The 24,427-nt window shown below is 67.7% G+C and carries 31 protein-coding genes, 2 tRNA genes and 1 riboswitch; of the genes, 16 read left to right on the top strand and 17 right to left on the bottom strand.

Annotation, left to right across the window (positions count from 1 at the left end; genetic code table 11):
* Nucleotides 1-3: 3 nt before the first annotated feature.
* Nucleotides 4-504, bottom strand: coding sequence for a MarR family transcriptional regulator (locus J0J01_RS29385; RefSeq protein WP_296387178.1), 501 nt, complete (start codon nt 502-504; stop codon nt 4-6).
* A gap of 164 nt (nt 505-668) precedes the next feature.
* Here J0J01_RS29385 and J0J01_RS29380 point away from each other — a divergent pair, with 164 nt between their 5' ends.
* From J0J01_RS29380 to J0J01_RS29345, 8 genes are all read left to right on the top strand, one after another.
* Complete coding sequence (locus J0J01_RS29380; protein ID WP_296387177.1) at nt 669-1,580, top strand: branched-chain amino acid aminotransferase; 912 nt, start codon at nt 669-671, stop codon at nt 1,578-1,580.
* Between the two features lie 128 nt (nt 1,581-1,708).
* On the top strand, nt 1,709-3,976 hold the full coding sequence (locus J0J01_RS29375) for a S8 family serine peptidase (RefSeq protein ID WP_296387176.1): 2,268 nt from the start codon (nt 1,709-1,711) through the stop codon (nt 3,974-3,976).
* A gap of 131 nt (nt 3,977-4,107) precedes the next feature.
* A riboswitch (TPP riboswitch) is annotated at nt 4,108-4,216 on the top strand.
* The gene (thiO, locus tag J0J01_RS29370) at nt 4,209-5,195 is read left to right on the top strand and encodes a glycine oxidase ThiO (protein ID WP_296387175.1); all 987 of its coding nucleotides are present in this window, start codon (nt 4,209-4,211) and stop codon (nt 5,193-5,195) included. Its footprint overlaps the riboswitch before it by 8 nt.
* A complete protein-coding gene (gene thiS / locus J0J01_RS29365) occupies nt 5,164-5,361 on the top strand; it encodes a sulfur carrier protein ThiS (protein WP_296387174.1) in 198 nt (65 codons plus the stop codon). Before thiO ends, thiS begins: the two co-directional genes overlap by 32 nt.
* Entirely contained in the window at nt 5,358-6,146 is a 789-nt protein-coding gene (locus J0J01_RS29360; RefSeq protein WP_296387198.1) for a thiazole synthase, read from the top strand. Before thiS ends, J0J01_RS29360 begins: the two co-directional genes overlap by 4 nt.
* Nucleotides 6,142-6,750: a thiamine phosphate synthase gene (locus J0J01_RS29355; RefSeq protein WP_296387197.1), complete on the top strand. Its 609-nt coding sequence runs from the start codon at nt 6,142-6,144 to the stop codon at nt 6,748-6,750. Before J0J01_RS29360 ends, J0J01_RS29355 begins: the two co-directional genes overlap by 5 nt.
* Nucleotides 6,747-7,712: a HesA/MoeB/ThiF family protein gene (locus tag J0J01_RS29350; protein ID WP_296387173.1), complete on the top strand. Its 966-nt coding sequence runs from the start codon at nt 6,747-6,749 to the stop codon at nt 7,710-7,712. Before J0J01_RS29355 ends, J0J01_RS29350 begins: the two co-directional genes overlap by 4 nt.
* 20 nt (nt 7,713-7,732) lie before the next feature.
* The gene (locus tag J0J01_RS29345) at nt 7,733-7,975 is read left to right on the top strand and encodes a DUF2630 family protein (RefSeq protein ID WP_296387172.1); all 243 of its coding nucleotides are present in this window, start codon (nt 7,733-7,735) and stop codon (nt 7,973-7,975) included.
* Here the strand turns inward: J0J01_RS29345 and J0J01_RS29340 are convergent.
* The 7 genes from J0J01_RS29340 to J0J01_RS29310 all read right to left on the bottom strand — a co-directional run bounded on the left by J0J01_RS29340 (nt 7,972) and on the right by J0J01_RS29310 (nt 13,881).
* The gene (locus J0J01_RS29340; RefSeq protein ID WP_296387171.1) at nt 7,972-8,484 is read right to left on the bottom strand and encodes a hypothetical protein; all 513 of its coding nucleotides are present in this window, start codon (nt 8,482-8,484) and stop codon (nt 7,972-7,974) included. The two genes, J0J01_RS29345 and J0J01_RS29340, sit on opposite strands and share 4 nt — an antisense overlap.
* Nucleotides 8,485-8,552: 68 nt before the next feature.
* Nucleotides 8,553-9,023, bottom strand: a complete 471-nt coding sequence (locus J0J01_RS29335) for a molybdenum cofactor biosynthesis protein MoaE (RefSeq protein ID WP_296387170.1) — start codon at nt 9,021-9,023, stop codon at nt 8,553-8,555.
* Nucleotides 9,024-9,025: 2 nt separating this feature from the next.
* Nucleotides 9,026-9,277: a MoaD/ThiS family protein gene (locus J0J01_RS29330; RefSeq protein WP_296387169.1), complete on the bottom strand. Its 252-nt coding sequence runs from the start codon at nt 9,275-9,277 to the stop codon at nt 9,026-9,028.
* Nucleotides 9,274-9,843, bottom strand: a complete 570-nt coding sequence (gene pgsA / locus J0J01_RS29325; protein ID WP_296387168.1) for a CDP-diacylglycerol--glycerol-3-phosphate 3-phosphatidyltransferase — start codon at nt 9,841-9,843, stop codon at nt 9,274-9,276. Before pgsA ends, J0J01_RS29330 begins: the two co-directional genes overlap by 4 nt.
* Nucleotides 9,844-9,954: 111 nt before the next feature.
* Nucleotides 9,955-11,874: an excinuclease ABC subunit UvrC gene (gene uvrC, locus J0J01_RS29320; RefSeq protein WP_296387167.1), complete on the bottom strand. Its 1,920-nt coding sequence runs from the start codon at nt 11,872-11,874 to the stop codon at nt 9,955-9,957.
* A gap of 239 nt (nt 11,875-12,113) precedes the next feature.
* Nucleotides 12,114-12,839 carry a PhoH family protein gene (locus J0J01_RS29315; protein ID WP_296387166.1) on the bottom strand — a complete coding sequence of 242 codons (726 nt, stop codon included), beginning with the start codon at nt 12,837-12,839 and terminating at the stop codon, nt 12,114-12,116.
* Nucleotides 12,840-13,089: 250 nt separating this feature from the next.
* On the bottom strand, nt 13,090-13,881 hold the full coding sequence (locus tag J0J01_RS29310; RefSeq protein WP_296387165.1) for an outer membrane beta-barrel protein: 792 nt from the start codon (nt 13,879-13,881) through the stop codon (nt 13,090-13,092).
* A 175-nt stretch (nt 13,882-14,056) separates the two neighbouring features.
* Here J0J01_RS29310 and J0J01_RS29305 point away from each other — a divergent pair, with 175 nt between their 5' ends.
* Both J0J01_RS29305 and J0J01_RS29300 read left to right on the top strand, forming a co-directional pair.
* On the top strand, nt 14,057-15,034 hold the full coding sequence (locus J0J01_RS29305) for an OmpA family protein (RefSeq protein WP_296387164.1): 978 nt from the start codon (nt 14,057-14,059) through the stop codon (nt 15,032-15,034).
* Nucleotides 15,035-15,481: 447 nt separating this feature from the next.
* Nucleotides 15,482-15,934 (top strand): hypothetical protein, encoded by a 453-nt coding sequence (locus tag J0J01_RS29300; protein WP_296387163.1) that lies wholly within the window; start codon nt 15,482-15,484, stop codon nt 15,932-15,934.
* 122 nt (nt 15,935-16,056) lie between these two features.
* Here J0J01_RS29300 and J0J01_RS29295 read toward each other — a convergent pair whose 3' ends face one another.
* Nucleotides 16,057-16,926: a Ku protein gene (locus J0J01_RS29295; RefSeq protein WP_296387162.1), complete on the bottom strand. Its 870-nt coding sequence runs from the start codon at nt 16,924-16,926 to the stop codon at nt 16,057-16,059.
* 179 nt (nt 16,927-17,105) lie between these two features.
* On the opposite strand from J0J01_RS29295, the gene J0J01_RS29290 reads away from it, so the two are divergent.
* The gene (locus J0J01_RS29290) at nt 17,106-17,894 is read left to right on the top strand and encodes a hypothetical protein (RefSeq protein WP_296387161.1); all 789 of its coding nucleotides are present in this window, start codon (nt 17,106-17,108) and stop codon (nt 17,892-17,894) included.
* Here the strand turns inward: J0J01_RS29290 and J0J01_RS29285 are convergent.
* Nucleotides 17,891-18,412, bottom strand: a complete 522-nt coding sequence (locus tag J0J01_RS29285; RefSeq protein ID WP_296387160.1) for a cupin domain-containing protein — start codon at nt 18,410-18,412, stop codon at nt 17,891-17,893. The two genes, J0J01_RS29290 and J0J01_RS29285, sit on opposite strands and share 4 nt — an antisense overlap.
* 57 nt (nt 18,413-18,469) lie before the next feature.
* Here J0J01_RS29285 and J0J01_RS29280 point away from each other — a divergent pair, with 57 nt between their 5' ends.
* Nucleotides 18,470-18,667, top strand: a complete 198-nt coding sequence (locus J0J01_RS29280; RefSeq protein ID WP_296387159.1) for a hypothetical protein — start codon at nt 18,470-18,472, stop codon at nt 18,665-18,667.
* Between the two features lie 436 nt (nt 18,668-19,103).
* On the opposite strand, the gene J0J01_RS29275 is transcribed toward J0J01_RS29280, so the two are convergent.
* From J0J01_RS29275 to J0J01_RS29265, 3 genes are all read right to left on the bottom strand, one after another.
* Complete coding sequence (locus tag J0J01_RS29275) at nt 19,104-19,568, bottom strand: hypothetical protein (RefSeq protein WP_296387158.1); 465 nt, start codon at nt 19,566-19,568, stop codon at nt 19,104-19,106.
* Between the two features lie 5 nt (nt 19,569-19,573).
* Entirely contained in the window at nt 19,574-19,774 is a 201-nt protein-coding gene (locus tag J0J01_RS29270) for a hypothetical protein (RefSeq protein ID WP_296387157.1), read from the bottom strand.
* 147 nt (nt 19,775-19,921) lie between these two features.
* Complete coding sequence (locus J0J01_RS29265) at nt 19,922-20,086, bottom strand: Flp family type IVb pilin (RefSeq protein ID WP_296387156.1); 165 nt, start codon at nt 20,084-20,086, stop codon at nt 19,922-19,924.
* A 239-nt stretch (nt 20,087-20,325) separates the two neighbouring features.
* On the opposite strand from J0J01_RS29265, the gene J0J01_RS29260 reads away from it, so the two are divergent.
* Nucleotides 20,326-20,844, top strand: coding sequence for a type VI secretion system-associated protein TagO (locus J0J01_RS29260; protein WP_296387155.1), 519 nt, complete (start codon nt 20,326-20,328; stop codon nt 20,842-20,844).
* A 41-nt stretch (nt 20,845-20,885) separates the two neighbouring features.
* Here the strand turns inward: J0J01_RS29260 and J0J01_RS29255 are convergent, their stop codons facing one another.
* Nucleotides 20,886-22,241 carry a hypothetical protein gene (locus J0J01_RS29255; RefSeq protein WP_296387154.1) on the bottom strand — a complete coding sequence of 452 codons (1,356 nt, stop codon included), beginning with the start codon at nt 22,239-22,241 and terminating at the stop codon, nt 20,886-20,888.
* Nucleotides 22,242-22,442: 201 nt separating this feature from the next.
* Here J0J01_RS29255 and J0J01_RS29250 point away from each other — a divergent pair, with 201 nt between their 5' ends.
* From J0J01_RS29250 to J0J01_RS29240, 3 genes are all read left to right on the top strand, one after another.
* Nucleotides 22,443-22,697 carry a hypothetical protein gene (locus J0J01_RS29250; RefSeq protein ID WP_296387153.1) on the top strand — a complete coding sequence of 85 codons (255 nt, stop codon included), beginning with the start codon at nt 22,443-22,445 and terminating at the stop codon, nt 22,695-22,697.
* A gap of 112 nt (nt 22,698-22,809) precedes the next feature.
* Nucleotides 22,810-23,055, top strand: a complete 246-nt coding sequence (locus J0J01_RS29245) for a hypothetical protein (protein WP_296387152.1) — start codon at nt 22,810-22,812, stop codon at nt 23,053-23,055.
* A gap of 209 nt (nt 23,056-23,264) precedes the next feature.
* Nucleotides 23,265-23,564, top strand: coding sequence for a hypothetical protein (locus J0J01_RS29240; protein ID WP_296387151.1), 300 nt, complete (start codon nt 23,265-23,267; stop codon nt 23,562-23,564).
* 58 nt (nt 23,565-23,622) lie between these two features.
* On the opposite strand, the gene J0J01_RS29235 is transcribed toward J0J01_RS29240, so the two are convergent.
* From J0J01_RS29235 to J0J01_RS29225, 3 genes are all read right to left on the bottom strand, one after another.
* Nucleotides 23,623-23,698: transfer RNA gene (locus J0J01_RS29235), tRNA-Ala, on the bottom strand.
* 169 nt (nt 23,699-23,867) lie between these two features.
* A tRNA-Ala gene (locus J0J01_RS29230) sits at nt 23,868-23,943 on the bottom strand.
* A gap of 27 nt (nt 23,944-23,970) precedes the next feature.
* Nucleotides 23,971-24,324, bottom strand: coding sequence for a TIGR02300 family protein (locus tag J0J01_RS29225; protein ID WP_296387150.1), 354 nt, complete (start codon nt 24,322-24,324; stop codon nt 23,971-23,973).
* Nucleotides 24,325-24,427 lie beyond the last annotated feature (103 nt).

Below are 24,427 nucleotides of genomic sequence, written 5' to 3'. Positions count from 1 at the left end.
CGCTCAGCGGCCGCTCCCGCGCACCCGCTTGTCGACCTCGATTCGCTCGGCCGGATCGAGCAGGCCGAGCAGCACCTTGCGGAAGCCCTCGACCGCGTCGGCGCCGGTCTCGCGATAGGCCCTCGCGAAGCGCTGGCTCTGGCGGTCGGTCAGCTCCTTCTCGAGCTTCACGCCCTTCTCGGTGAGCCACAGCCGCCGCTCGCGGCGATCGCGCGGGCCGCTCTTCTGCTCGACGTATTCCTGCTCGAGCAGATCCTTCAGCACGCGGCTGATCGACTGCTTGGTGACCTTCAGGATCGACAGCAGATGGCCGACCGTCTGGCCGGGATGGCGGCCGATGAAATAGAGCGCGCGATGATGCGCCCGGCCGAGCTTGTAGCGCTTGAGCTGCTGGTCCGATTCGAACGTGAAGTCGCGATAGGCATAGAACATCAGTTCGATGCCCTGGCGCAGTTCCTCCTCGCGCAGGAACAGCGGGTTCGCCGGTGATTTCGTCTCCACCATGGGGCAGCCAACCAACGCCGATACGGGCCGAAACGCAACCGTCTACACGGGCGATTAGGGCAATAATCTTGACTCAGTCAGTGTTATTGACCTATATGCAATGAAAGTTGCTATTTGAGAATCGTAAACGATCCATTTGGAATCATACGACAGGAGGACGGGCAATGTCCTTAACGATGGCGGATCGCGACGGGTTCATCTGGCTGGACGGCAAATTGCTGCCTTGGCGCGAAGCAACGACGCATGTGCTCACCCACGCCCTGCATTACGGCTCGGCGGTGTTCGAGGGCGAGCGCATCTATGACGGCCGGGTCTTTCGCTTGGCGGCGCACAGCGCCCGCCTGCGCAATTCGGCGCGGGTCCTGGAATACGAGCTGCCCTACACGCGCGAGGAGATCGACGAGGCCACGCGTGCCGTCGTGAAGGCCAACGGCCTCGCCTCGGGGTACGTCCGGCCGATCGCCTGGCGCGGCTCGGAGGTGATGGGCGTGTCGGCGATCGGCACCACGGTGCATCTGGCGATCGCGCCGTGGGCGCAGGAGGGCCGGCTGTCGGTGCAGGTGAAGCCGGGCGGCATCAACGTCACGATGGCGAAGTATCGCCGGCCGGCGCCGGACGTGGCGCCGGGCACCGCCAAGGTCGCCGGCCTCTACCTCATCTGCGGCATCGAGAAGGACCGCGCGCTCGGCGCCGGCTTCGACGATGCGCTGATGCTCGACTGGCAGGGCCGGCTCGCCGAATCGACCGGCGCCAACGTGTTCCTGGCGATGGGCGGCAAGCTGGTCACGCCCAAGGTCGAGAACTTCCTCGACGGCATCACGCGGCGCGCGGTGATGGGCCTCGCCGGCAAGCACGGATGGTCGGTCGAGGAGCGGGCGGTGATGCCCGAGGAGCTCGACGAGGCGAGCGAGGTCTTCCTGTGCGGCACCGCGGCAGAGATCGTACCGGTCGGCGCGATCGACCATCGCCGCTACCAGGTCGGCCCGATGACGCGTGCGCTGATGGAAGACTACCAGAAGCTGGTACGGCAACCCGATTGCGAAGGCTTCGGCGAGTCGCGCCACCTCGCGGCCTGAGCGGCGACCGCCGGAGCACAGCACAATCGTCGTCGTCTGCCCCGCGAATGCGGTTGCGCCCTGTGGTCCGCCGAGCGCATAGTGTGCGCAACCATTGCGAGTAGAGCCGCCGGAAGGGGCAGGGTGCGATGGCGAACAAGCGCATCATCGCCTATTTCATGCACGAGCGTGAGAAGGCGGCGGCGGAGCAGGCGTTGTCGGCCGCGGTGTCGACGCCCTCCTTCGTCATGGGCGAGATCGACGAGGGCAGGATCGGCGACCTGGAGACCCAGGGCCTGATCGTGCACGAGTTGGCCGAGGCGAAACCGCCGCTCGCCGATCTGTCGCCGGCGCTCGAGAGCGCGCATGTCTCGGCCCTCGGCGCGCCGAGTTTCGGCTTCGCAGCACCTGGCGTCGGCGCCGGCATCATCCCGGACGTCGATGCCACGGGCGCTCCCCTCAAGCCGACCTACACGCTGCAGCTTGCCGGGCCGTTGCTGGCACAGTGGCGGCAACAGCTCGAGGCGCTCGGAGTCAGGATCATCGAATCGACAGGCCCGCGGCTCTATGCCGTCGATGTCGATTCGCCGAACGTTGCCACGGTTCGCGCCCTGCCGTTCGTCCTGTCGATCGAGGCCCAGGCCGAGCATGAAAGGGCGCCGGCGATGCCGGCCGCCGCGGAGGCAGTGCCGGCCCCCGGCGGCTTCGAGCAGGCCGCGACCTACGACATCCGGTTGAAGTCGCCGGCCGACCTGGCGGCGGTCGTGACGTTCCTTCACAGCCGCGAAGCCATCGTGCTGGGCGGCAAGGACCGCAAGGTCCGGGTCGTGCTCAAGCAGAACTCGCCGGTGCTGGCCGAGCTCAACACGTTGCCCGGCGTCTACCAGGTGATGGAGTACGTGCCGCCAACCTTCAGCAACGACCGTGCCCGCGTCCTGCTGGGCATCGACGCGGCGGCACCCGGCGGCGCGCTCTATCCCTATGACGGCACGGGCCAGCTGGTGGCGATCGCCGATACCGGTATCGACGACCAGCATCCGGACCTGCAGGGCCGCTTCGCCGGCATCATCGCGCTCGGCCGCAGCAACGATTCCTCCGATACCCATGGGCACGGGACGCACGTCGCCGGCAGCATCGGCGGCGACGGCGCGGCGTCCAACGGCCAGATCCGCGGCACCGCGCCCGCGGTGCGCTTCTTCTTCCAGTCGATCCTGGATGCGAGCGGCGGCCTCGGCGGGCTGCCGCTGGACATCAACGACCTGTTCCAGGAGGCGTACGACAACGGTGCGCGCATCCACAACAACAGCTGGGGCGCGGGAACCAACGCGCGCTATCCCTTCACCTCGCTCGAGGCCGACGAATTCGTCAACAAGCATCGCGACATGACGATCGTCATCGCCGCCGGCAACGACGGCACTTTGAACAACCCGTCCAGCTCGCAGCCGGGCTTCGTCGACTGGCTGTCGGTCGGATCGCCGGCGACCGCCAAGAATGCGGTGACCGTCGGCGCTAGCCAGAGCGACCGCACGACGGGCGGCTTGTCCCAGATGACCTGGGGCCAGGCCTTCCCGCGGGCTTTCCCGACTCCGCCGACGAGCACGGGTAGGGTTTCCGGCCTGCCCGAGGAGATGGCCGCCTTCTCCAGCCGCGGGCCGTGCGACGACCGCCGCATCAAGCCCGACGTCGTTGCGCCCGGCACAGACATCGTCTCGACCAAGTCCTCGCGGGCGCCGGTGCGGAATTTCTGGGCTACGTTCAACGGCTTCGCTGGCCGCTATGCCTATATGGGCGGCACCAGCATGGCGACGCCGATCGTCAGCGGCTGCCTCGCCCTGATCCGCCAGTACTATATCGATGCCCGCCACGTCGAGCCGTCGGCCGCGCTGATGAAGGCAACCCTGGTCAACAGCACGCGGGCGATGACCGGTCCGGCGGCGATCGCCGACTTCCCCAACGTGCCGAACTTCCATCAGGGCTTCGGCCGCGTGCATATGCCGTGGGCGATCCCCAATCCGGCCGAGCCGACGCTCAAGCTCGAGTTCGTCGACACCTGGCAAAATCCGGCGGGACAGCTCACCCAGCCCGGCCAGCGGCTGCGCTATCGCATCTCGGTGGGCGCCGGACGCGAGCTGCGCTTCTGCATGGCCTTCACGGATATTCCGGCGCGCGCCCTGCAGAACGATCTCAATGTCATCGTCGAGGCGCCGGGCGGCAGGAAGATCACCGGCAACGCGGACCGGCCGATGAAGCTGGGGCCGCTCGACGCCGACAACAACGTCGAGATCGTGCGCATTCCGACGCCGGCGGCCGGCGACTATCTGGTCCAGATCACGGCCAGCAACCTCTTGGGCCCCAGCCAGGATTTCGCCCTGGTGGTGACCGGCGATCTCGGTTCCGGCCTGAACGCCGTGCCTTAGCCGCCGGCTCAGTCCGGATCGCAGGCCGCGACCTATGGCAGCGCTGCGCCGGACGCATGGCGCACCCCAGCCGCGCTTGAGCGCGCCCGCAGCATGGCTTGACAGGCGAGGGCTGCGGCAGTCTCCTTCGGTCCACGTCCGAGGGGTGTCCGGCGAGGCCGGTCTGAGACAGCCATAGTGGCTGAACCCTTTGAACCTGATCCGGGTCATGCCGGCGAAGGAACGGGAGCCCATGTCGAGCGGAGCCAAAGTCACAGTTGTCGGAGCCGGCGTCGCCGGCCTCACGACCGCGCTGGAATTGAGCCTGCGGGGGCTGGCGGTCGAGGTGATCGAGCGCGGCCACGCCGTCGGCGCGGGCTGCTCGCGACTGGCGGGCGGCATGCTGGCGCCGTGGTGCGAGCGCGCGGCGACCGACGAGGCGGTGATGCGGCTGGGCGTGCCGTCGATCGACTGGTGGCTGCGCCATTTCCCCGGGACGGTGCGCAACGGCAGCCTGGTCGTGGCGCCGGCGCGCGACACCGCCGAGCTGACCCGCTTCGCCGAGCGCACGGAGGCGTACGAATGGCGCGACGAGGCGGGCATCGCCGCGCTCGAGCCCGATCTTGCCGGCCGCTTCCGCCGCGCGCTGTTCTTTCCGCGCGAGGGGCATCTCGATCCGCGGCGGGCGCTGCCGGCGATCGCCGAGGCGCTGGCCAAGCGCGGCGTCGCGATCCGCTTCGGCGTCGATGCGCCGGACGGCGATCTCGTCATCGACTGCCGCGGGCTGGCGGCGCGCGATGCGATGAGCGACCTGCGCGGCGTGCGCGGCGAGATGGCGATGATCCGCTCGCGCGAGGTGTCGCTGGCGCGGCCGGTGCGGTTGCTGCATCCGCGCATCCCGCTCTACATCGTGCCGCGCGGCGACGGGGTGTTCATGGTCGGCGCCACCTCGATCGAGAACGAGACGCCGGGCGGCGTCAGCGTGCGCTCGGCGGTCGAGCTCTTGAACGCCGCCTACACCCTGCATCCGGCGTTCGGCGAGGCCGAGATCCTGGAGCTCGGCGCCGACCTCCGGCCGGCCTTTCCGGACAATCTTCCGGCCGTGCGCCGCGGGCTCAACGGGCTCCTGGTCAACGGCCTTTATCGTCATGGCTTCCTGCTGGCGCCGGCGATGGCGCGGCAGGCGGCCGATCTTGTGGAGAGAGACCATGCGGATCTTCGTCAACGGCGATCAGCGTGAGGTCGAGCCGGGCACGCTGGCGCTCGCGCTGACCGCGCTGGGCTACGGCGGCAAGAAGGTGGCGACGGCGGTCAACGGCCGCTTCGTGCCGGCACCGGCGCGAAGCGCGACCGCGCTCAACGACGGCGACAAGCTAGAGGTCGTGGCGCCGATGCAGGGAGGCTGACGGTGTTCTACGGCGTCGAGCTTTCCTCGCGGCTGCTGCTCGGCACGGCGCGCTATCCCTCGCCCAAGGTGCTGGCCGATGCGATCCAGGCGTCGGGCGCCGAGGTGGTGACGGTGTCGCTGCGCCGCGAGGCTGGGCCAGAAGGCTCCGGGGCGCGCGGCGGCCAGAGCTTCTGGTCGATCATCCGCGCGCTCGGCGTCAGGGTGCTGCCGAACACCGCGGGCTGCCACAGCGTCAAGGAGGCGGTGACCACCGCCCACATGGCGCGCGAGATGTTCGACACGCCGTGGATCAAGCTCGAGGTGATCCGCGACGACGAGACCCTGCAGCCCGACGTGTTCGGCCTGGTCGAGGCCGCGCGCGTGCTGAGCGAGGAGGGCTTCGAGGTCTTCCCCTACACGACGGAGGATCTCGCCGTCGCCGACCGCCTGGTCGAGGCCGGCTGCAAGGTGCTGATGCCGTGGGGCGCTCCGATCGGCTCGGCGCGCGGGCTGAACAACGTGTATGGCCTGAAGGCCCTGCGCGCGCACTTTCCGGACATCCCGCTGGTGGTCGATGCCGGGCTCGGCGTGCCGTCGCACGCCGCGGCGGCGATGGAGCTGGGCTACGACGCGGTGCTGTTGAACACGGCCGTGGCCGAGGCGGGCGATCCGGTCGCGATGGCGAAGGCCTTCGCGATGGCGATCAATGCCGGGCGCATGGCCTTCGCCGCCAAGCCGCTCGAGCCGCGCGACATGGCGGTGCCGTCGACGCCGGTGCTCGGCAAGGCGGCGTTAGGAGATTGATGTGATCGATCCGTTCTATCCCGTTGTTCCCGATTCGACGTGGGTGGCGAGGCTCGTGCCGGCGGGCGCGAAGTTCGTGCAGCTGCGCATCAAGGACAAATCCGACGCCGAGCTACAGCGGCAGGTGCGCGAGGCACGCGACGTCTGTGCGAAGCATGGCGCCGACCTGATCGTGAACGACTACTGGCAGATCGCGATCGACGAGAAGTGCACCTGGGTCCATCTCGGCCAGGAAGACCTCGTCGATGCCGACGTGAAGGCGATCAAGCGCGCGGGCCTCAAGCTCGGCGTCAGCACGCATGATCACGCCGAGCTGGAGAAGGGGCTTGGCGTCGATCCCGACTACGTGGCGCTGGGGCCGATCTGGCCGACGGCGCTGAAGAAGATGCCTTTCGAGCCACAGGGCCTCGAGCGGATCGGCGAATGGAAGAAGCTGATCGGCGGCCGGCCCCTGGTCGCGATCGGCGGGCTGACGCTCGACAGGGCGCTGCAGTGCCTGAAGGCCGGCGCCGATTCCGCGGCGGTGGTCGGCGACATCGTCAACAACCCCGATCCGATCAAGCAGGCCACGGCCTGGATCGCGGCAACGCGAGTTCACGCATGACCGGCCGCTACGCCCGCCAGACCGTGCTGAGCGAGGTCGGCGCCGCCGGACAGGCGCGGCTCGCGGCGGCGTCGGTGCTCGTGGTGGGCGCGGGCGGGCTCGGCTGCCCGGTGCTGCAGTATCTGGTCGGCGCCGGCGTCGGGTGGCTGACGATCGTCGATCACGACGTGGTGGAGGAGACCAACCTGCATCGCCAGCCGCTCTACGGCATGGACGATCTCGGCAAGCCGAAAGCCGAAGCCGCGCGCGAGCGGCTGCTGCGGTTCAACCCGGGCCTCGCGATCGAGGCCGTCGTCGCGCGGCTGACGCCGCAGAACGCGGCCGCACTGGTCGCGACAGCGGATGTGATCGTCGATGCGGCAGACAGCTTCGCCGTGACCTACATGCTGAGCGATGCCTGCCACGCCGCAGCAAAGCCTCTCGTGTCGGCGTCGGTGATCGGGCTCACCGGCTATGCCGGCGCCTTCTGCGGCGGCGGGCCCTCCTATCGCGCGGTGTTCCCGGAAGTGTCGATCGACGGCGGCACCTGCGCCACGGTCGGCGTGCTGGGCACGGCGGTCGCGGTGCTGGGCAGCCTGCAGGCGCATCTGACGTTGCACTTGCTGCTCGGGCTGGAGCCGACGGTGCTGGGCCGCGTGACGACCTTCGATGCCCAGAAGCTCGCCTTCGGTGGCTTCGGCTTTGCCGGCAGTCCGGAACCGGACAGTGCGGTGCCGTTCATCGCGCCGGACGAGGTGACGGCCGACGACCTGGTGGTCGATCTGCGCGGCGCCGACGAAGCACCGCAGACTTTCGCCGGTGGGCGGCGGCTGCCGGTCGATCGTGTCGCAGCGCTGGCGGCGGAACCCCCACCGGCCGGCCGCATCGTCCTGTGTTGCCGCAGCGGCCAGCGGGCGCTGATGGCGGCCGACGCCTTGCGCGAGCGCGGGCTTGTCAACCTGGCGTTGGTGGCTTTGGGTTGAGCTTACAAAAGGAGGGCCTCATGACCCACACGACCGATCGGACCGTGCTCAAGCACATCGAGGAGCTGGTCGCCGAGGAGAAGAAGCTCTACGCCAAGGGCGCCGTCTCCGACGCGGAGAAAAAGCATCTCGACCAGATCAACGTCGAGCTCGACCGCTGCTGGGACCTGCTGCGCCAGCGCCGTGCGCTGCGCGAGTTCGGCCGCAATCCCGACGACGCCGAGGTGCGGCCGGCCAAGATCGTCGAGAACTATCGCGGCTAATTGAGCAGCGCCGGCCCCTTCACGGCCAGGGTCGAGGCATCCTCCTCGATCCAGACGCGATGGCAGCGCCGGCCGGTCGGCTCGTGGAAGCAGGCCGGCTCGACGGTGAAGCCCAGCCCCTGCAGCAGCGACAGCGCGCGCTGGTTCTGCGCGTCGACGATGCTTTCCAGCCGCGCGTAGGACGTCAGCATCTCGGGCAGCACGATCGTCGACAGCGCCGCTAGGTCGTGCGGCTGGGTCTCGACCTCCTCGCAGGTCAGCAGCCAGAACCGGCCGACCTCGAAATCCTGGCTGGTCGGCCCGACGCCCCACAGCGCGCAGGGCTGCCCCTGGGGATCGTGCGCCGCCCACACCTCGGTGCTGGACAGGAAGGCATTGAGCAGATGGTCGAGCGGCTTCTGCTCACCGTCATTGTTGTCGAATTCGGTGTCGCCTGCGTCTTCGTCGCCCATGGCGAGCGCCAGCAGGGCGACATCCTTGGCTGTTGCAGGTTGGACACAGTAGCGCATGGGGCTCTCTCCGTGCGTGACCAGGAGTCAACAGATCGGCGCGCGCAACCGTTGCAAACCTTTTTTGGCTATTTCTTGTTCCACCGTGCGGCAGCCTGGTCGTCCTCGGCGTGGGCCCCGACCCATTTCTCGCCCTTCGGGGTCTCCTCGAGCTTCCAGAACGGCGCCTTGGTCTTGAGCCAGTCGACCAGGAACTCGCAGGCCTCGAAGGCCGCCTCGCGGTGCGGCGAGCCGACGGCCACCAGCACGATGCGGTCGCCTGCCTCCAGCCGGCCATGGCGATGGACGATCAAGGTCGCCTCGAGCGGCCAGCGCCGCCGGGCCTCGGCCTCGATCTCCTCCAGCGCCCGCTCGGTCATGCCGGGATAGTGCTCCAGGGTGAGCGCATCGACGCGGTCACGGTGATAGCCCTCGCGCACATGCATCTCGCGCACCAGGCCGACGAACACCGCCAGCCCGCCGATCCGCTTGTTGCCGGCCGTCAGCCGCTCCAGCTCGGCGCCGACATCGAAGTCCGACTCCTGCACGCGCACCGCCATCGTCAGCCTCCGGTGAACGGCGGGAAGAAGGCGACCTCGTGCGCGCCGGCGAGCTCGGCGTCGAACGTCGCGGTGCGCTTGTCGACGGCGGCGCCGAACGCCGCGCCCTCGGCCAGCGCCTCGGCATGGCCGCCGCTCTTCTGGCGCAGCCAGACCACGAGCTCACCGACGGTCGTCACATCGGCCGGCGGCGTCACCTCTTCCTCGGCGACGCCCACTGTGCGCTTCATCCAGGCGAAGTAGCGCACTTTCATTCGGCGGCTCCCGGCGGTGCATCCTCCGCCATGTGGCGCAGGCCGGTGCGCAGGTAGTCGTAGCCGGTGATCAGGGTCAGCACGGCCGCGATCCAGATCAGCCACAGGCCGGCGCGGGTGATCAGCGGCGAAGCCGCGTCGCCGACCAGCAGGAAGCCGATCGCCAGCATCTGCACCGCGGTCTTCCACTTGGCGAGCTGGCTGACCGGCAGGCCGACGCGCAGCTCGGCCAGGAACTCGCGCAGGCCCGAGACCAGGATCTCGCGCGCCAGGATGATCAGCGCCGCCAGCACATGCACGCCGGTGAGCGGCCCGCGCTCGACCAGCATCAGCAGCGCCGCCGCGACCAGCAGCTTGTCGGCGATCGGATCGAGGAAGCGGCCGAGCCGCGAGATCTGGTGATAGCGGCGCGCGAAATAGCCGTCGAAATAGTCGGTGATGCCGGCGGCGACGAACAGGCCCATCGACAGCCATTGCGACCAGCCGCGATCGAGCCAGAAGCAGGCGACGACCAGCGGGATCGCCGCAATGCGCGACAGCGTCAGGATGTTTGCGGTGTTCAGCATTTTCAGACGCACCTTAGGGCGGGGCGTAGCATGCTGTCATCCCGAGCGCAGCGAGGGATCCTTGCTGCGGCTCAAAGATCCCTCGCTGCGCTCGGGATGACAGCGGCACCGTTATCGCCCGCCGCGGAAATGGTCATGAATCTTCCGGGCCAGCGCATCGGAGATTCCGGACACCGACTTGATGTCCTCGAGGGTCGCCGCACCAACCGCACGGGCGCTGCCGAAATGGTGCAGCAGCGCGCGCTTGCGGGCCGCGCCGATGCCCGGCACCTCGTCGAGCGCCGAGCGCGTGATGTCGGCGGCGCGCCGCGTGCGATGCGTGCCGATCGCGAAGCGATGCGCCTCGTCGCGCAGACGCTGCAGGAAGTAGAGCACCGGATCGCGCGGCTCGAGCGAGAAAGGCGGCCTGCCCGGCATGAAGAAGCGCTCGCGGCCGGCATCGCGGTCAGGTCCCTTGGCGATGCCGACGATGGCGATGTCCTCCAGCCCCAGCTCGGTCAGCACCTGGCGCGCCACCTCGAGCTGACCCTGGCCGCCGTCGATCAGCACCAGGTCGGGCCAATGCTCCTCGTCGCGCTCGGGGTTTTCCTTCAGCGCGCGGCCGAAACGGCGCGACAGCACCTCACGCATCATGGCGAAGTCGTCGCCCGCCGCGCCTTCGGTCTTGATGTTGAACTTGCGGTAGCTGTTCTTGATGAAGCCGTCCGGCCCGGCGACGATCATCGCGCCGATCGGCGCGGCGCCCTGGATGTGGCTGTTGTCGTAGACCTCGACGCGCTCCGGCGGCCCCTCGAGGTTGAACACGCGGGCCACGCCCTCGAGCAGTTGCCGCTGCGTGCCGCGCTCGGCCATGCGCCGCGCCAACGCCTCGCGCGCATTGGTGACCGCCTGGTCGAGCGCATCCTTCTGGTCGCCGCGCTTCGGGTTGCGGATCTCGACCTTGTGGCCGGCACTGATGCCGAGCGCGCTTTGCAGCAGCTCGGCTTCCGGCACTTCGTGGCTGGTCAGGATCAGCTTCGGCGCCGGCCGCGCTTCGTAGAACTGGCCGATGAAAGCCGACAGCACCTCGGCCTCGCTCAGTTCCCTGGCATGGCTGGGGAAATAGGCACGGTTGCCGAGATTCTGGCCGGCGCGCAGGAAGAACACCTGCACGCAGACCTGGCCGCCCTCGGCATGGGTCGCGAAGATGTCCGCCTCGTCGATCGAGTCGAGGCTGATCGACTGGTGCGACTGGATGTGGGCCAGCGCGCGGATGCGATCGCGCAGTACGGCGGCTTCCTCGAAATGCAGCTCGGTCGAGGCCTTCTCCATGCGCTGCGACAGCGCCTGCTGGACCTCGCGGTTCTTGCCGCCGAGGAAGTCGCGCACCTCGTCGACGATGGTCGTGTACTCGGGCTTTTCGATGCGGGCCACGCACGGCGCCGTGCAGCGCTTGATCTGGTACTGCAGGCAGGGCCGCGTGCGGGTCGAGAACACGCCGTCGGAGCAGGAGCGCAGCGGGAAGGCGCGCTGCAGGGCATAGAGCGTGCGGTTGACCGCGGTCGCCGAGGCGAACGGCCCGAAATACTCGTTGCCGGCCTGGCGCGTGCCGCGGTGCTTGGCGAGCTGCGGCCATTCGGTGTCGCGGCGGATGACGATGTAGGGGAACGACTTGTCGTCGCGCAGCAGCACGTTGAAGCGCGGCCGGAAGCGCTTGATCAGGTTGTTCTCGAGCAGCAGGGCCTCGGCCTCGCTGTCGGTGACCACGAACTCCATGCTGCGCGTGGCCTGCACCATCCGCATCAGCCGGGTCTCCAACCGGTTGGGCTGAGTGTAGGCGGTAACCCGGTTGCGCAGCGACCGCGCCTTGCCGACGTACAGCACCTCGCCGTCGGCCGCGATCATGCGATAGACGCCGGGCTTCTTCGGCAGGGTGCGTACGAACTCGGCGATGACCTTGATGCCGTCGGCCAGCGAGCCTTCCGCAACCGGTGCGTCAGCAACCGCGTCGTCTTGGCCTTGTCTCTGTTCCGTCGTCTGTTCCGGGGTCACGGCGCGTATGTGGGGAAATCTGTGAGAAAGACATCAGGGCGCCCGCTGCTCCAGGCGCGTCACTGTATTGACTCAATGTAAGCGGGGTGGCAGTCGCCTGCCACCCCGCTGTTAGTCCATTGTTTATATTGCGTTATTACCGTTGCGAATAGCTCTCACTTAGAGCGTGCAAAGCGAAATGTTCCGCATTTGATCCGATTGGGTGGAACATATCGATCTGTGGATAAACCCGGGGATTGTTAGAGTACGGACAACATCCGGCCGACCAGGGGATGGCGCACCACGTCCTTGTCCGCCAGCCGCACGACTGCGATATCCTCGAAGTTCTCGAGCCGCTGGGCGATGGCGCCCAGGCCCGACAGTTCGGGCAGCAGGTCGGTCTGGTCGGGGTCGCCGGTCATCACCATGGTCGAATGCCAGCCCAGCCGGGTCAGCAGCATCTTGAGCTGGCCGTAGGTGCAGTTCTGCGCCTCGTCGATCAGCACGAAGCTGTTGTTGAGCGTGCGGCCGCGCATGAATGCAACCGGGGCGATCTCGATGGTGCCGTCGTCGAGGTTCTGGCGCAGGCGCTTGGCGCCCAGCCGGTCGTTCAGGGCGTCCCACAGCGGCCGCAGGTAGGGGTCGAGCTTCTCGCGCATGTCGCCGGGCAGGAAGCCCAGGTTCTCGCCGGCCTCGACCGCCGGCCGGCTCAGCAGGATGCGGGAGACCGTGCCGGCCTCCAGCGCTTCCACGGCGGCCGAGATCGCGAGGTAGGTCTTGCCGGTGCCGGCGGGGCCGACCGCGATGGTGAGCGGCTTGCTCTCGATCGCCTCCATCAGCAGGCGCTGATTATCGGAGCGCGGTCGGACCTTGCGGATATAGCTCTGGTCCCGGTCGTTCGCCGGCTTTTGGTCGAACACCAGGCTGTGAATACGGTCGTTGTCGATGGCATGCAGCTTGGCGCGGCGGGCAGCGCGTTTGGCCATATTCGAACTCCGGTGTCTGGAAACAAAAACGCCTCCGCAAGGCGGAGGCGTGGGCGATCGGCAGCCGGGAGGTGAAGCTGACAGGGCACGCGGTGGAAACCACCGGTGATCTGGACTCCGTCGGGGACCATGATCCTCGGACGGATATGCACCTCCTTCAGCTACCGAACGAAGGGTAGCGCGATTGTGGCGGTCCAGCCACAATATTTATGGTCCGAAACTGAAAATTCACACCAGGGAAGCCCGACCGTCAAAACTTATAGGCCACCCCGAGGCTGGCCGTGTGGGTCCGGACATAGACGTGGGCGTAGACCCGGTCGTCGCCGCCATTGCCGAAGTTGTAGGTGAAGAAGGTCGGGTTTGCCTGGCCGAAGTCGGCATAGCGGTCCTCCAGCCGCACCAGCCAGTTGGGCGCCAGCAGGTGCTCGAGCCCGGCCCCGATCGTCCAGCCGGGCAGGACCAGGCTCTGCACCTCGTAGTGCGGCGCGCCGGGTGGCGAGGTGCAGTAGGTGGTGGCGCCGTTGTTGTTGCAGGTCGCCGTCATGTCGACGCGCTGCAGCGCGAGGCCCGCCGTCGCGAACAGTAGCGTGTTGGGCTGCACAAGCGCGCCGATGCGGGCGCGGACGCTCGCATCCCACGACAGGTCGACCGACGCCGTATCGCCGTTGGTGATCGAGGGCACGATGCCGCCGCTCAGCGTCGTGCCGGGAATCGGGCTGTTGGTGTTGCGGTTGTCGGCCCAACCGATCTCCGCTTCCAGCCCGGCGAGCCAGGTCGAGCCCAACATCCAGTTGCGGCCGCCGAACGCGGCAATGCGCGCACTCGTGCTGTTGAACGTCTGCGCGAAGTCGGGCCCCGGGATGCCGCCGCTGCAGACCGCCACGTTGGGACAGGCGCGGCTGGTGACCCAGTCGTTCGACGCGAAGCGCGCGCCGAGGCTCGCGCCGAGATAGTAGCCATCCCAATTCGGACCTTGTGCCATTACGGACATCGGCAGAAGCCCTGCGAATATCAATGCGCACAGCCCCAGCAGGCGCGTCATCACTTCTCCCCTTTTTCCGCACAGTCGCACCGAAGTCGCCACAGCAAAAGCACGATGTGTGGCGTGTGCGTCACAGTATGGGCTGCAGTGTGACGGATAGGGCAACGGAGGCGGAGAGGTGGCGTTGGGAAGTTGCGTAACCTGGTTGCGTCAACCTCGTGAGGAAGTACCGCATATGAAGAATGTTCTGTTGGGCGCGGTCGCGCTCGTGGCTCTGCCGATCGCCGCTGCCAACGCGCAGTCGTTGTTCGGCCAGTCCGCTTATCCGACCTATCCCGGCTTCTACATCGGCGCGGAGGGCGGCCTGAACTGGCTGCTCAACAACAACAGCTACTCGATGAACACCGGCTGGGCCGCCGGCGGCAAGGTCGGCTACGACTTCGTCGGCCCGCGCATCGAGTTGGAAGGCATGTATCGCCAGAACAACGGCACCGGCACGGTCGCCTATTCCAACGGCACGTTCGCCAACCGTTACGGCACCATCAACCAGGTCTCGGTGATGGCCAATGCGCTCTACGACTTCTTCCCGGGCGCCGTCATCACGCCGTATGTCGGCGCGGGCGCCGGCATCGCCTTCGTCGATCCGTCGATCTCGTCGGGCTGCACCATGTGCAGCACCCAGTTCGCCTACCAGGGCATCGTCGGCATCGGCTACAACATGGCGCCGGGCTGGCGCCTCGATCTCGACGGCCGCTACTACGGCACCACCAATCCCGGCCAGTACAACAACAACAACTTCTCGGTGATGCTGGGCCTGACCTACAAGTTCGGCCAGCCCGAGGCCGCGCCCGCCGCGCCGCCGCCGGCTCCGGCGCCCGCCGCCGCGCCGTCCTTCATGGTGTTCTTCGATTGGGATCGCTCGGATCTCTCGCCGCAGGCGCACCAGACGCTGCAGCAGGTCGCACAGGCCTACCAGCAGCGCGGCAGCGCGCGCGTGATAGCCACCGGTCACGCCGACAAGTCGGGCCCCGACAACTACAACATGGCGCTGTCGCTGCGCCGCGCCAACACGGTCAAGGACGCGCTCGTCCGGGACGGCGTGCCGGCGACGGCGATCTCGGTGGTCGGCAAGGGCGAGAGCCAGCCGCTGGTGCAGACCGCCGACGGCGTGCGCGAGCCGCAGAACCGCCGCGTCGAGATCGTCATCCAGTAATTCATCGCGACCGTCTCCTCTCCTCACCTCGCGCGGCCGGACGAAAGTCCGGCCGTTCCTCCTTGTGGGTAACTCGACCTGCCGCTCGTCCAATATGGGCAATGGAACGCGATTCGCGTGCCGTGTTTGGCGGCGAAATTCGCCGGCCATTGCCCATATTAGGCGGTGCAGGAGATCGTGCTTATGGTGCCTCCGTCCGAGTCGAAGGAGGCGTGCAGGCAGATGAGCCCGGTCGTTCGAGATCCGTCAGGCCCCTCGGTTTTCGCCGTTTTCTCCGTTATTGGCCAAGTGTACCGAAACGGTGCCCACAACTTTTGCTGGTTCGCGGCATTGCCAGCTTCGGGGCCGGGGGCGTTGACGCGATCGTACGAGCCCTACACCCAGGATGCACCCGAGGCCGTCCTCGGCCCGTTGCGGATACGGGCGGGTGGCCGTTAGAAATGGGGCATGCGGTGGGTGTGGTTGACGATGGCGGGCCTCGGGCTGGCGCTGGGGGCGGCGGTCGCGGGGGCGCAGGGGGTCGGGTTCCTGACCGAGCAGGAGCGGCTGGCGAGCTACTGTGCCGGCGTGTCGGAAGCGCGCATGCGCTCGCTGGAGCTGTTCCTAAAGGAGCAATGCGCCAACTCGACCCGGCGCGAATGCAAGGACGTCGCCGAGCAGCTCGAGGCGGCCAAGGTGCGGGACAAGCGGCTGTGGGACTATCTCACCCGCCAGATTTTCACGTCACGCGACCAGGGCCGGCGGGAACGCACGCTGGCGCAGAAGCAGATCGCCAAGGGCAACGACGATTTCCTGACCTGCCAGCGTCGCGATCCGACCAAGCGGCCGGAGGAGCTGCTGATCTGCCGCGACAGCCAGGGCTGCTTGATCGACGCGCGCTTCGGCTTCCTCGATCAGTAGAACGACGCCGTGCGGTAGTGGGCTGTCGGCGGCAGCAGGCTGGCGGTCAGCGGCTCGCTGCCAAGGGCTACAAGTTGCCGGAACTCTCCGGGTGCGCGCGAATGTCGCAACGCGCGCCGCCGTCAGGCGGCGCTGCGGCGAGCCGGCTTCTTCTTGCTCTTGGCTGGGGCGCGGCGGGCCGTGGCGGCAACGCTCTCGGCGCGGTCGCGCGCGCCGGCGCCGCCCTTCAGGCTGTTGCGCAGCGCCGCCATCAGGTCGACCACCTTGCCGTCATCGTTGGCCGCCTTGGCCGGCTTGATGACCCGGCCCTTGCGCTTGTCCTCGATCAGGGCGCGCAGCGCGTCCTCGTAGCGGTCGACGAACTCCGCCGGGTCGAACTTGCCGGTCTGCTGGTCGACGATCTTCTCGGCGATCGCCAGCATCTGCGCGTCGGGCTTGGGCAGCGACGGCGCCGACAGATCGGTCAGCGCGCGCACTTCCTCGGCCGTGCGGAGCGTGGTCAGGAGCAACCCGTCATCCTCGATCTCGATGGCGCAGATCCGCTCGCGCGTGCTCATCACCAGCCGGCCGATGGCGATCATGCGCTTCTGTTTCATCGCCTCGCGGATCACCGCGAAGGCCTCGATGCCGGTCTTGCCCGAGGGCACCAGGTGGTAGGGCGTGTCCCAGTACAACCGGTCAATGCCGTCGCGCGGCACGAACTTCTCGATGTCGATGATGCGCGTCGATTCGAGCTTCACCGATTCGAAATCGTCCTTGCTCAGGAGGACGTACTCGTCCTTGGCGACCTGGTAGCCCTTGACCAGCTCGCCGCGCGAGACCTCCTCGCCGGTGCCGGCGTCGACGGTCTTCATCTTGATGCGGTTGTTGGTCTGCGGGTTGATCAGGTTGAAGCGGATGGTCTCGGCTTCGCTGGTCGCGGGATAGAGCGACACCGGACAGGTGACGAGCGACAGCCGCAAATGGCCTTCCCAGGATGGACGCGCCGGCATGAAAAACCCTCTCTTAGGCGGCCGATTCAACACCCTTCGTGCCGATTTGTTGCCGCCGATGCAAATCAATCCAGATGATGCGGTCGTTCTCGTTTCGCCCTCGCAAGCCCTTGGTGCAGCATTCGGGGAACCCGTCGAGACCGATTGCGTTTGCACATCCGGATGACTGGAGGGACCGCGTGCGCTACCGCGAGCTCAGCGAGACCCGCAAACGACAGATCCGCTACGGGGCCCTGGCCGTCGCCGTCATCCTCCTGGCCGTGGGCGTGATCGCCTTCTCGCATTCCAATCCGCGCTCGACCGCCAATCCCGACAGCAATGCACCGCGCCGCAGCGCCCAGGCGCAGCAGCCCGGGCCGGGTCAGAGTTCATCGGCCCAGACTTCGTCGGCCCAGACCTCGTCGGCTCTGGCCGATCCGGATGACGACCTCACGCCGACAGTCAGTGGACTGCGCCGCGACGAGGCGGTCGACCTGATCGGCGAGGCACGCCGCCAGGCGGCGGCCGGCAACTTCAATGCGGCCGAGGCGACGCTGGGGAAGGCCAAGAAGGTGGTGCCCGACCTGCCCGAGCTCGAGGAGGCGCGGCGCGACATCGAGCAGCTGCGCACTCCGGAGGGCGGCCATGCCAGCCAGATCAAGCGGGCGCAGCTGGCGATCGAGCACGACGATGCGCCGGCGGCGGAAGCCGCTCTCGCCGAGGCGAGCCGGTTGAAGCCCGACGCGCCGGAGATCGCCACGCTGCGCACCGCGCTCCAGCAATCGCAGGAGAAGACGTCGCGTCGCGAGGCCCGCATCGCCCAGGCGCTGACCCGCATGCGCGAGGCGGTGGCGCGGCGCGACTTCGCCGCCGCCGACAGCGCCCTCAACGAGGCCGAGCGCATCGACATCCAGAACCCGTCGATCCGCCGCGCCCGCGGCGAGCTCGCCCGCGCCCGCGGCGCCGCCCAGCCGAGCAGCCCGAATTAGCGATGCGGATGCCACGCCTCAATCAGCGGCCCGTCCTGGCCGTAGACCGGATCCTGGTCCGGCAGCGGCACGCTGGCGATCCGCACCTGTGCCTGCCGAAGGTCGATCTGCCCGGGACGGTGCTGGCCGTAGTCGCTGCCGGCCGGGTAGGCCCCGACCACCAGCAGGTCGGGGCTGGCCGAAATACGGCGATGGCCGGTGCCGGCGGGCAGCACGACGACATCGCCGGCTTCGACCTGCAGCGTCTGTCCGTTGTCGCCGCCGAACTGCACCTGTGCGGAGCCGCGAGCGATGCCCAGCACTTCGTGTGCGGCGGCATGGAAGTGCAGGAACGGAAAGATGCCGTTGCGCCAGGAATCGCCCCAGCCGTGGCCTTCGAACATCGTCTCGTAGGCTGCGGCGGGATCGCGGCCGCCGTTTTCGACGACACCGCGGTAGAGCAGCAACGGCAGGCGCGGGTTGTTGGGCGTCTGGCCGTCGTCCTCGAAGCGGTAGAGTTGCGGCTTGGTGGAGGGCATGGCGGCAACAATCGCATGATCGCGGCCGTTGACGAAGAGACCATCAGGGAGGACCCGATGCCTCGACCTGTCGACCGACCCAACGACCATCACGATTACGAGCGGCTCAATCCCGGCGCCCACGCCGACCCGCCGCAGCGCGACGACAAGCGCAAGGACGAGCGCAAGAAGAACGACGCGGCGCTGCCCGGCAGCCAGAACGCCGACCTCAAGGGCGCCAAGCGCGACCGTACGCCGCGCGGAGCCACCACCTGAACACCTTGAGCGTGAGCGCTATGCGCGCGCCTGTCCTGCTGGCCGCGATGCTGCTCGCGGCTTGCGCGTCTCGACGTCGCCGATGATCGGCGGCACGGACTATGCGCCGCAATATGACTTCAGCGCGTTCTATGCCGCCACCAACGGCAGGACTTTCCGCGTCATCGTCGACGGCAATCCGTTTCCGCAACTGAAGCAGCAAGAGATGCAGCGCCGCCTGTTGCCGGTGATGCAGGCCAACCGGCCGCGCCCCGCTCTCTCGGCGTCTATTGCCGCAACGACCAGGCACTGTCGCAGGCGACCGCGACGACACCGGCCACCAGGCCGGAGGACCCGCGGGTCGGCCAGCAGCAGCAGCAGCTCTTCCTGGTGCTGTTCAACGATTCGCCGGCAGTGCGCCGGTCGCGCTTCCCGATCTTCAAGCGATTCTGACCGCTCAGCGGCCCCGCGCTACCAGCCGTTTGCCGGCCACCGCGGTACGGCCCTGCGTCCCCGGCAGCTCGCGGGCGTTCATCTCGGTGATGGTGTTGGTGAGCGGCGAGTCGAGCGCGGCAGTGCCGACCGACACGAAGCGGATGTCGCCGACCGCGAGCTGAACGTTGGTCACCGCAAGCTGCTGGCCGCTATCGAGGTCCTGCACGCGCACGGCGTGGCCGCCGGGCGGCAGCTCGAGCCGGGAGTAGGTGTCGTAGCCCAGCAGCCCGACCCGCCGCCGGTCGACCAGCAGCGTCACCGGCGCCGACACGAAGGTGCCCTCGCGCACGACATAGAGCGCCGCGAGTCCCGGCGGCGGCGGATCGAAGCGCTTGGCGGCCTCATCGAGATCGCGCGGCGCCAGCGGCACGTCGCTGCTGCAAGCCGCCAGCGCCAGCGCCGCCAGGATCGCCCGTGCGCCACGCATCGCGTTCACCATTGCATCGGCAGCGGGGACAGCGCGCCGCCGCGGTACCACAGCGCGTCGATGTCGTGCGCGAACTTGAGCGCCGGGCCCTTGCCGACGTTGCGCTCATAGACCTCGTCGTAAGGGCCGACCTGCGCCGGCGCCGGTGCGGCGACCACCGCCAGCAGGCCGGCAGCCGGGGTTACGACGGTCGCGAGGCGTTGCATGCGGCTCCCCCCTTTTCGGCGCGATGATGGCGCGGAATGGGGGCAAAAAAACGCCCGGCTTGCGGCCGGGCGGCTTTTCGAGGGGGAAGGGCTTGGCGCGGGCGGCTCTGGGTTGCCGCCCGGCCCGGCTATCCTTCCTGCTCAGGCTTACTTCATCGTGCTGGCGACGTTGCTCAGCACGGCGTTGACCTTGGTACCGACGGAGCCCATGGCGGTGATCGCGGCGACGGCGATCAGCGAGGCGATCAGTGTGTATTCGATGGCGGTGGCGCCCTTCTCGGACTTCATCAGGCGGCGGAAAATGGACAGCATTGTTAATCCCCTTAAAAGAATATGAATGGCCGTACGCTCTCAGAACCGCCGTTGAGCGGCGTTGAGAGCTTGTATCAGCGGGGCCCCGTAACGGTCGCCGCCGGAATTGTATTTGGTGTACCCTTGATCACCGATGCCCGGCCGGGTGGGATGGCCGGAAACGCTGTAAGGCTTGGGTTTTGCGCGATTCTGCTAATTTCGTCCGGCAGCAATTGTTACATTCCGGCGCCCGGCTGATCATGCTGCTGGGCCTCGCGATGCTGGTTGCCGCCGGCCTGCCGGCGGGCGCGCCCTGGCGCTCGGTGACGATCAAGGACCCGGTGCGCGGCGAGATCGGCCAGGTCGCGGCGACCGAGGGGGCGATCAAGTACCGCGGCGGCCTGCAGCGGGCGCTGCTGATCGTCGAATGCGCCGAGGGCCGGACCGCGCTCAGCCTGACCACCGCCGACATGTACTTCGGCAACGGCCAGAACCAGGTCCAGTGGTCGATCGACGGCAGCAAGCCCGAGGGCGCGCCGTGGCGCACCTGCGCTTTCGGCGATTGCCTGTCGCTCGGCGGCGAGCGGGCGATCGCGCTCGCCCGCGCGCTGATGGAGGCGGGCGCGCTCAGGCTGGTCATCGACCGCGGCTTCGGTGCGGCGATCGACGCGAGCTTCGATGTCGAGGACGGCAGGAGCGCGATCGCCGCCGTCGGCCGCCGCTGCGGCTGGCTGGACGGGGCGGACGACGGGCCGGGCAAGCCTCAGGTCGCCCGCTGAGCACGAGAAAGGCCCGCCGCTCGGGCGGGCGCGGGACGGGCCTACCGCAGCGAGATGTAGAGCTGCTTCATCATCCGGTAGAGCGGCGTGTCCTGCTTGGCGAAGCGGGTGAGGAAGTTGCGCGACTGGTCCTCGAGCATGCTCACCAGGTAGTCGATGCCGGCCCGCCTCCGATACTCCGCCAGGTACTTCGCGATCTCTCCCTCGGTCTCGGCCCGGCCGTTGTCGCCGTACTTGGCGACGCTGTAGTTGAACTTGCCCGGCGCGTCGTTCAGCGACGCGAGGCCATGCAGCGTCGTCTTCATGAAGTTGCCGATCAGCAGGTCGTCGAAGATGCGGTAGTCGATCGAGGTCATCAGGCTGCCACGCGGCACCTCGAAGGTGATGCCGCGGTCCTTGCGGCCCGCCATCTTGAAGGCGTGCTCCTTGCCGCCGACCTTGAAGGTGACGAAGCCGAAGTGCTTGCGCACCGGCTCCTTGCGGCTGAAGTAGTCCTCGATCTTCTTGATGTCGGCTGCCTCGAGCTGGTCTGTCCAGTCGTCGCCGAAATCGGTCGAAGGCCGCGGCGTGACGACGAGCTCCTCGTGGGGCGCCGTCTCGATCCGGCCGGTCTCGCAATCGACCGACGAGAACGGCGGGATGAACTCGATGCCGGGATCGAGGCCGCCCTGGAACGCCTCGAACGGCGTCGTGTAGGCCTGCGCCCACATCGAGTCCTCGCGCTGGTACTGGTGGAAGGACGAGGAGGGGATGACCGACCGCGCGCCGGTCGCCTTGACGAGGTTGTTGAACTGGGCGCCGACCGACGGCTTCTTCGCCGCGCGCGGCACGAGGAAGGAGCCGTCCTCCTTGTAGATGTTGATCATGTCGGCGTCGCCGTAGCCCGACAGCGCCAGCACGTAGGAGTGCCGGTAGTGCCGGCTGATGCTGCGGATGTAGCGCGAGCAGTCGCGCGCGCCGGCGTCGTTGAGGTTGATGAACAGCCGGCCGCCGACCTCGAGCAGCAGGATCGTATCCTGGATGCTGGTGGTGATGCAGTGGATCCGGACGTGGTCCGACAGCGTCACCCACTTGCGGTCGGGCAGGACGGTGACGTCGAAGCCGTTGGGCGACACGTCCTCGTAGATGCGGCTGCCGACATGGTCGGCGAGCAGGATCTTCTTGCCCTTGAAGCGCTCGACGCTGGCCGGGTTCAGATGGTCGGGATGGCCGTGGCTGAACCAGATATATTCGCAGGCGAGTATGTCGTCCTTGAGCTGCTGCGGGATGCGGTGCGACAGCACCCAGCTGCCGAAATAGGCCGGATCTTCGTCGCCGAACCACGGATCGGTCGCCAGCAATGGCTTGCCGTCATAGGCGATGATCGTAGCGTTGCCGGTGGTCGCTACCTTCTGCATTCCCCGGTCCCCAAACCCCGCGGTCCTATCGGTTGTTTTCGCGCACAGATCAATGCCGTCGTTCGGTCCGCGGAGCCTGCGATCGAACGCGGGACTACGCAAATTGCAGTCGGCATCGGTGCCTCAGGGCTGCCCCAAATCGTCGTCATTTAAGGTGTAGGTTTGTGTGGGAATGCGGTCATGTCGCCAACGATGAGGGGCTTGCTCGCCACCCTCGTCCTGCTGCTCGGTGCGCTGGTGGTGACGGGGATGCTGGCGTCCAGCCTGCAGGAGAATGCCACGTCGGGCCATCGCATCGACGAGGACTTTCTGCCCGGTGGTGAAGCCGTCGATCGCCAGGGCTGGCGGATCGAGCCGAAGGCTGTGCGCAGCGATGCGGATCACCGCGACACTGCTCGTCCCGCTACTCCCGAGAAGGCGCGCAGCCGCCTCAGTCCGGACAGCGACGAGCTCTAGACGCTGCCGGCGCGCCGCTCCAGTCGCGCGTCATGCTCTTGAAAGACGTCCCGGCTAGGCGATTCGCTGGGCCAGCTCGCCGCAGCCGATCGCAGTCCTGAAGCATGATCCCGTGCGACAGCTCGAGTTGCTCGAGGATGGCGGCGGCAACCTGCCGCCCGTTCCCGCAGCGTCGGTCTGCGTTGCGTTCGAGGCCAGTGACGAGCCGGCGCCGTCGGGCGACCCGTTCGGCCGCATCCTCGGCGCGCCGTTCTGCGGCTTCGAGCAATCTCCTGATCGCTGCTCGGTCCATGCAACGGCTAACGGCCTGAAAACCAGTCGGGCGGACAGGATTTTCAGCAGGCGGCCGCACATTTAACGCCGCGCGAACGCTGCGCTCACGCTCGGCGCACGGCGGTCGGGTTCACTGCGGCCCGTCACAGAGGCAGGGAGAGCGCCATGGAATCGTTGCTGGGTGGAGGGCTGTTCGCCCTGTTCCTCATCGCCCAGAGCCTTGCCGTGGTGGTCTTGCACGGCGGCGGGGCCGGCCAATCGGCCCCTCGGTCGAACTGATCAGGCGGTTGTCCGATGCAAAACACCGAATTCGGGCACGCGGCCCGCGCGATCGGCGCCGCGGCGTCGGCGGCGCGAAGCGCCAGGATCCAGTCCCCCAGCGTCGAGCTGACCGATTCGATCGCCCGCCACTTCAGTGCCCTTCGCGATCTGGATCGGATCGATGCCAGCGCCGGCCCCCGGCGCGACCGCCTGATCCGCAACTGCGTCGCCTGGCGGATGACGGTTGGGCTGTCGACGCCGCGCCAGGACTCGCTCAGCCTGATCGCGGCAGACATCGCTGCCGATGCCGAATGGCTCGGCACGCATTACTGATCGACGTGGCCGGGAACAAAGACAAAGGGCTCAGCGGTTCCCGCTGAGCCCTCGATCTTGGTGGAGCCAGACGGGATCGAACCGTCGACCTCTACAATGCCATTGTAGCGCTCTCCCAGCTGAGCTATGGCCCCGAAATTCGTGCTGGCGGCGCACGGTATAAGTCGCGCGCGGGCCACTGGCAACTGCGGGCGTTATTGCCCTTTTGTCATGCGTGCAGGGGGCGGCAAGGCGACCGCCCCTGGAAACGCAACCGTAGACGCAAAAGGGGCCGGCAGTTTCCTGCCGGCCGCTTCCTCGATTTGGTGGAGCCAGACGGGATCGAACCGTCGACCTCTACAATGCCATTGTAGCGCTCTCCCAGCTGAGCTATGGCCCCGAAACCCTGGGTGGTCGAGACGCGCGATCAGCGATCGCCTTCGCCCTTGTCGTCCTCGACCTCGACCTCGATGTCGTCGGTCTCGTCGGCGAGATCGTCGGTATCCTCCAACGCCTCGTCGTCGGCTTCGACGTCCGCCGCTTCGTCGGTCGCCGCCTCCTCGACCTTCTTGTTCTTCGCGAGTAGCGCCTTGGCGGCGGCTGCCGCAGCAGCCGAGCCGGCTGCCGCGGCGGCGGCACGGCCGCGGCGGACTTTGACGAAGTCCTCGCGATCATGCTCACGGCCGCATTTGGGGCACTTTATCGGGCTCTTGTTCAGGTCATAGAAGCGCGCTGCACAGTTCTGGCAGGTGCGCTTGGTACCCCAGGACGCCTTGACCACTCTGGATCTCCCGGAAATTCCGCTGTGAAGGGCCTTTCGGCCGCGAGGGAGGGCGTATGTCACGCGTCTTTCACCCTGTCAAAACCAAATTCGGGCATGGTAC

Origin of the sequence: Reyranella sp., assembly GCF_017305915.1 — a bacterium.
Classification (GTDB): Bacteria; Pseudomonadota; Alphaproteobacteria; order Reyranellales; family Reyranellaceae; genus Reyranella.
The sequence above is the reverse complement of the archived record's forward strand: the minus strand, read 5'-3'. Positions and strand labels throughout refer to the sequence as shown.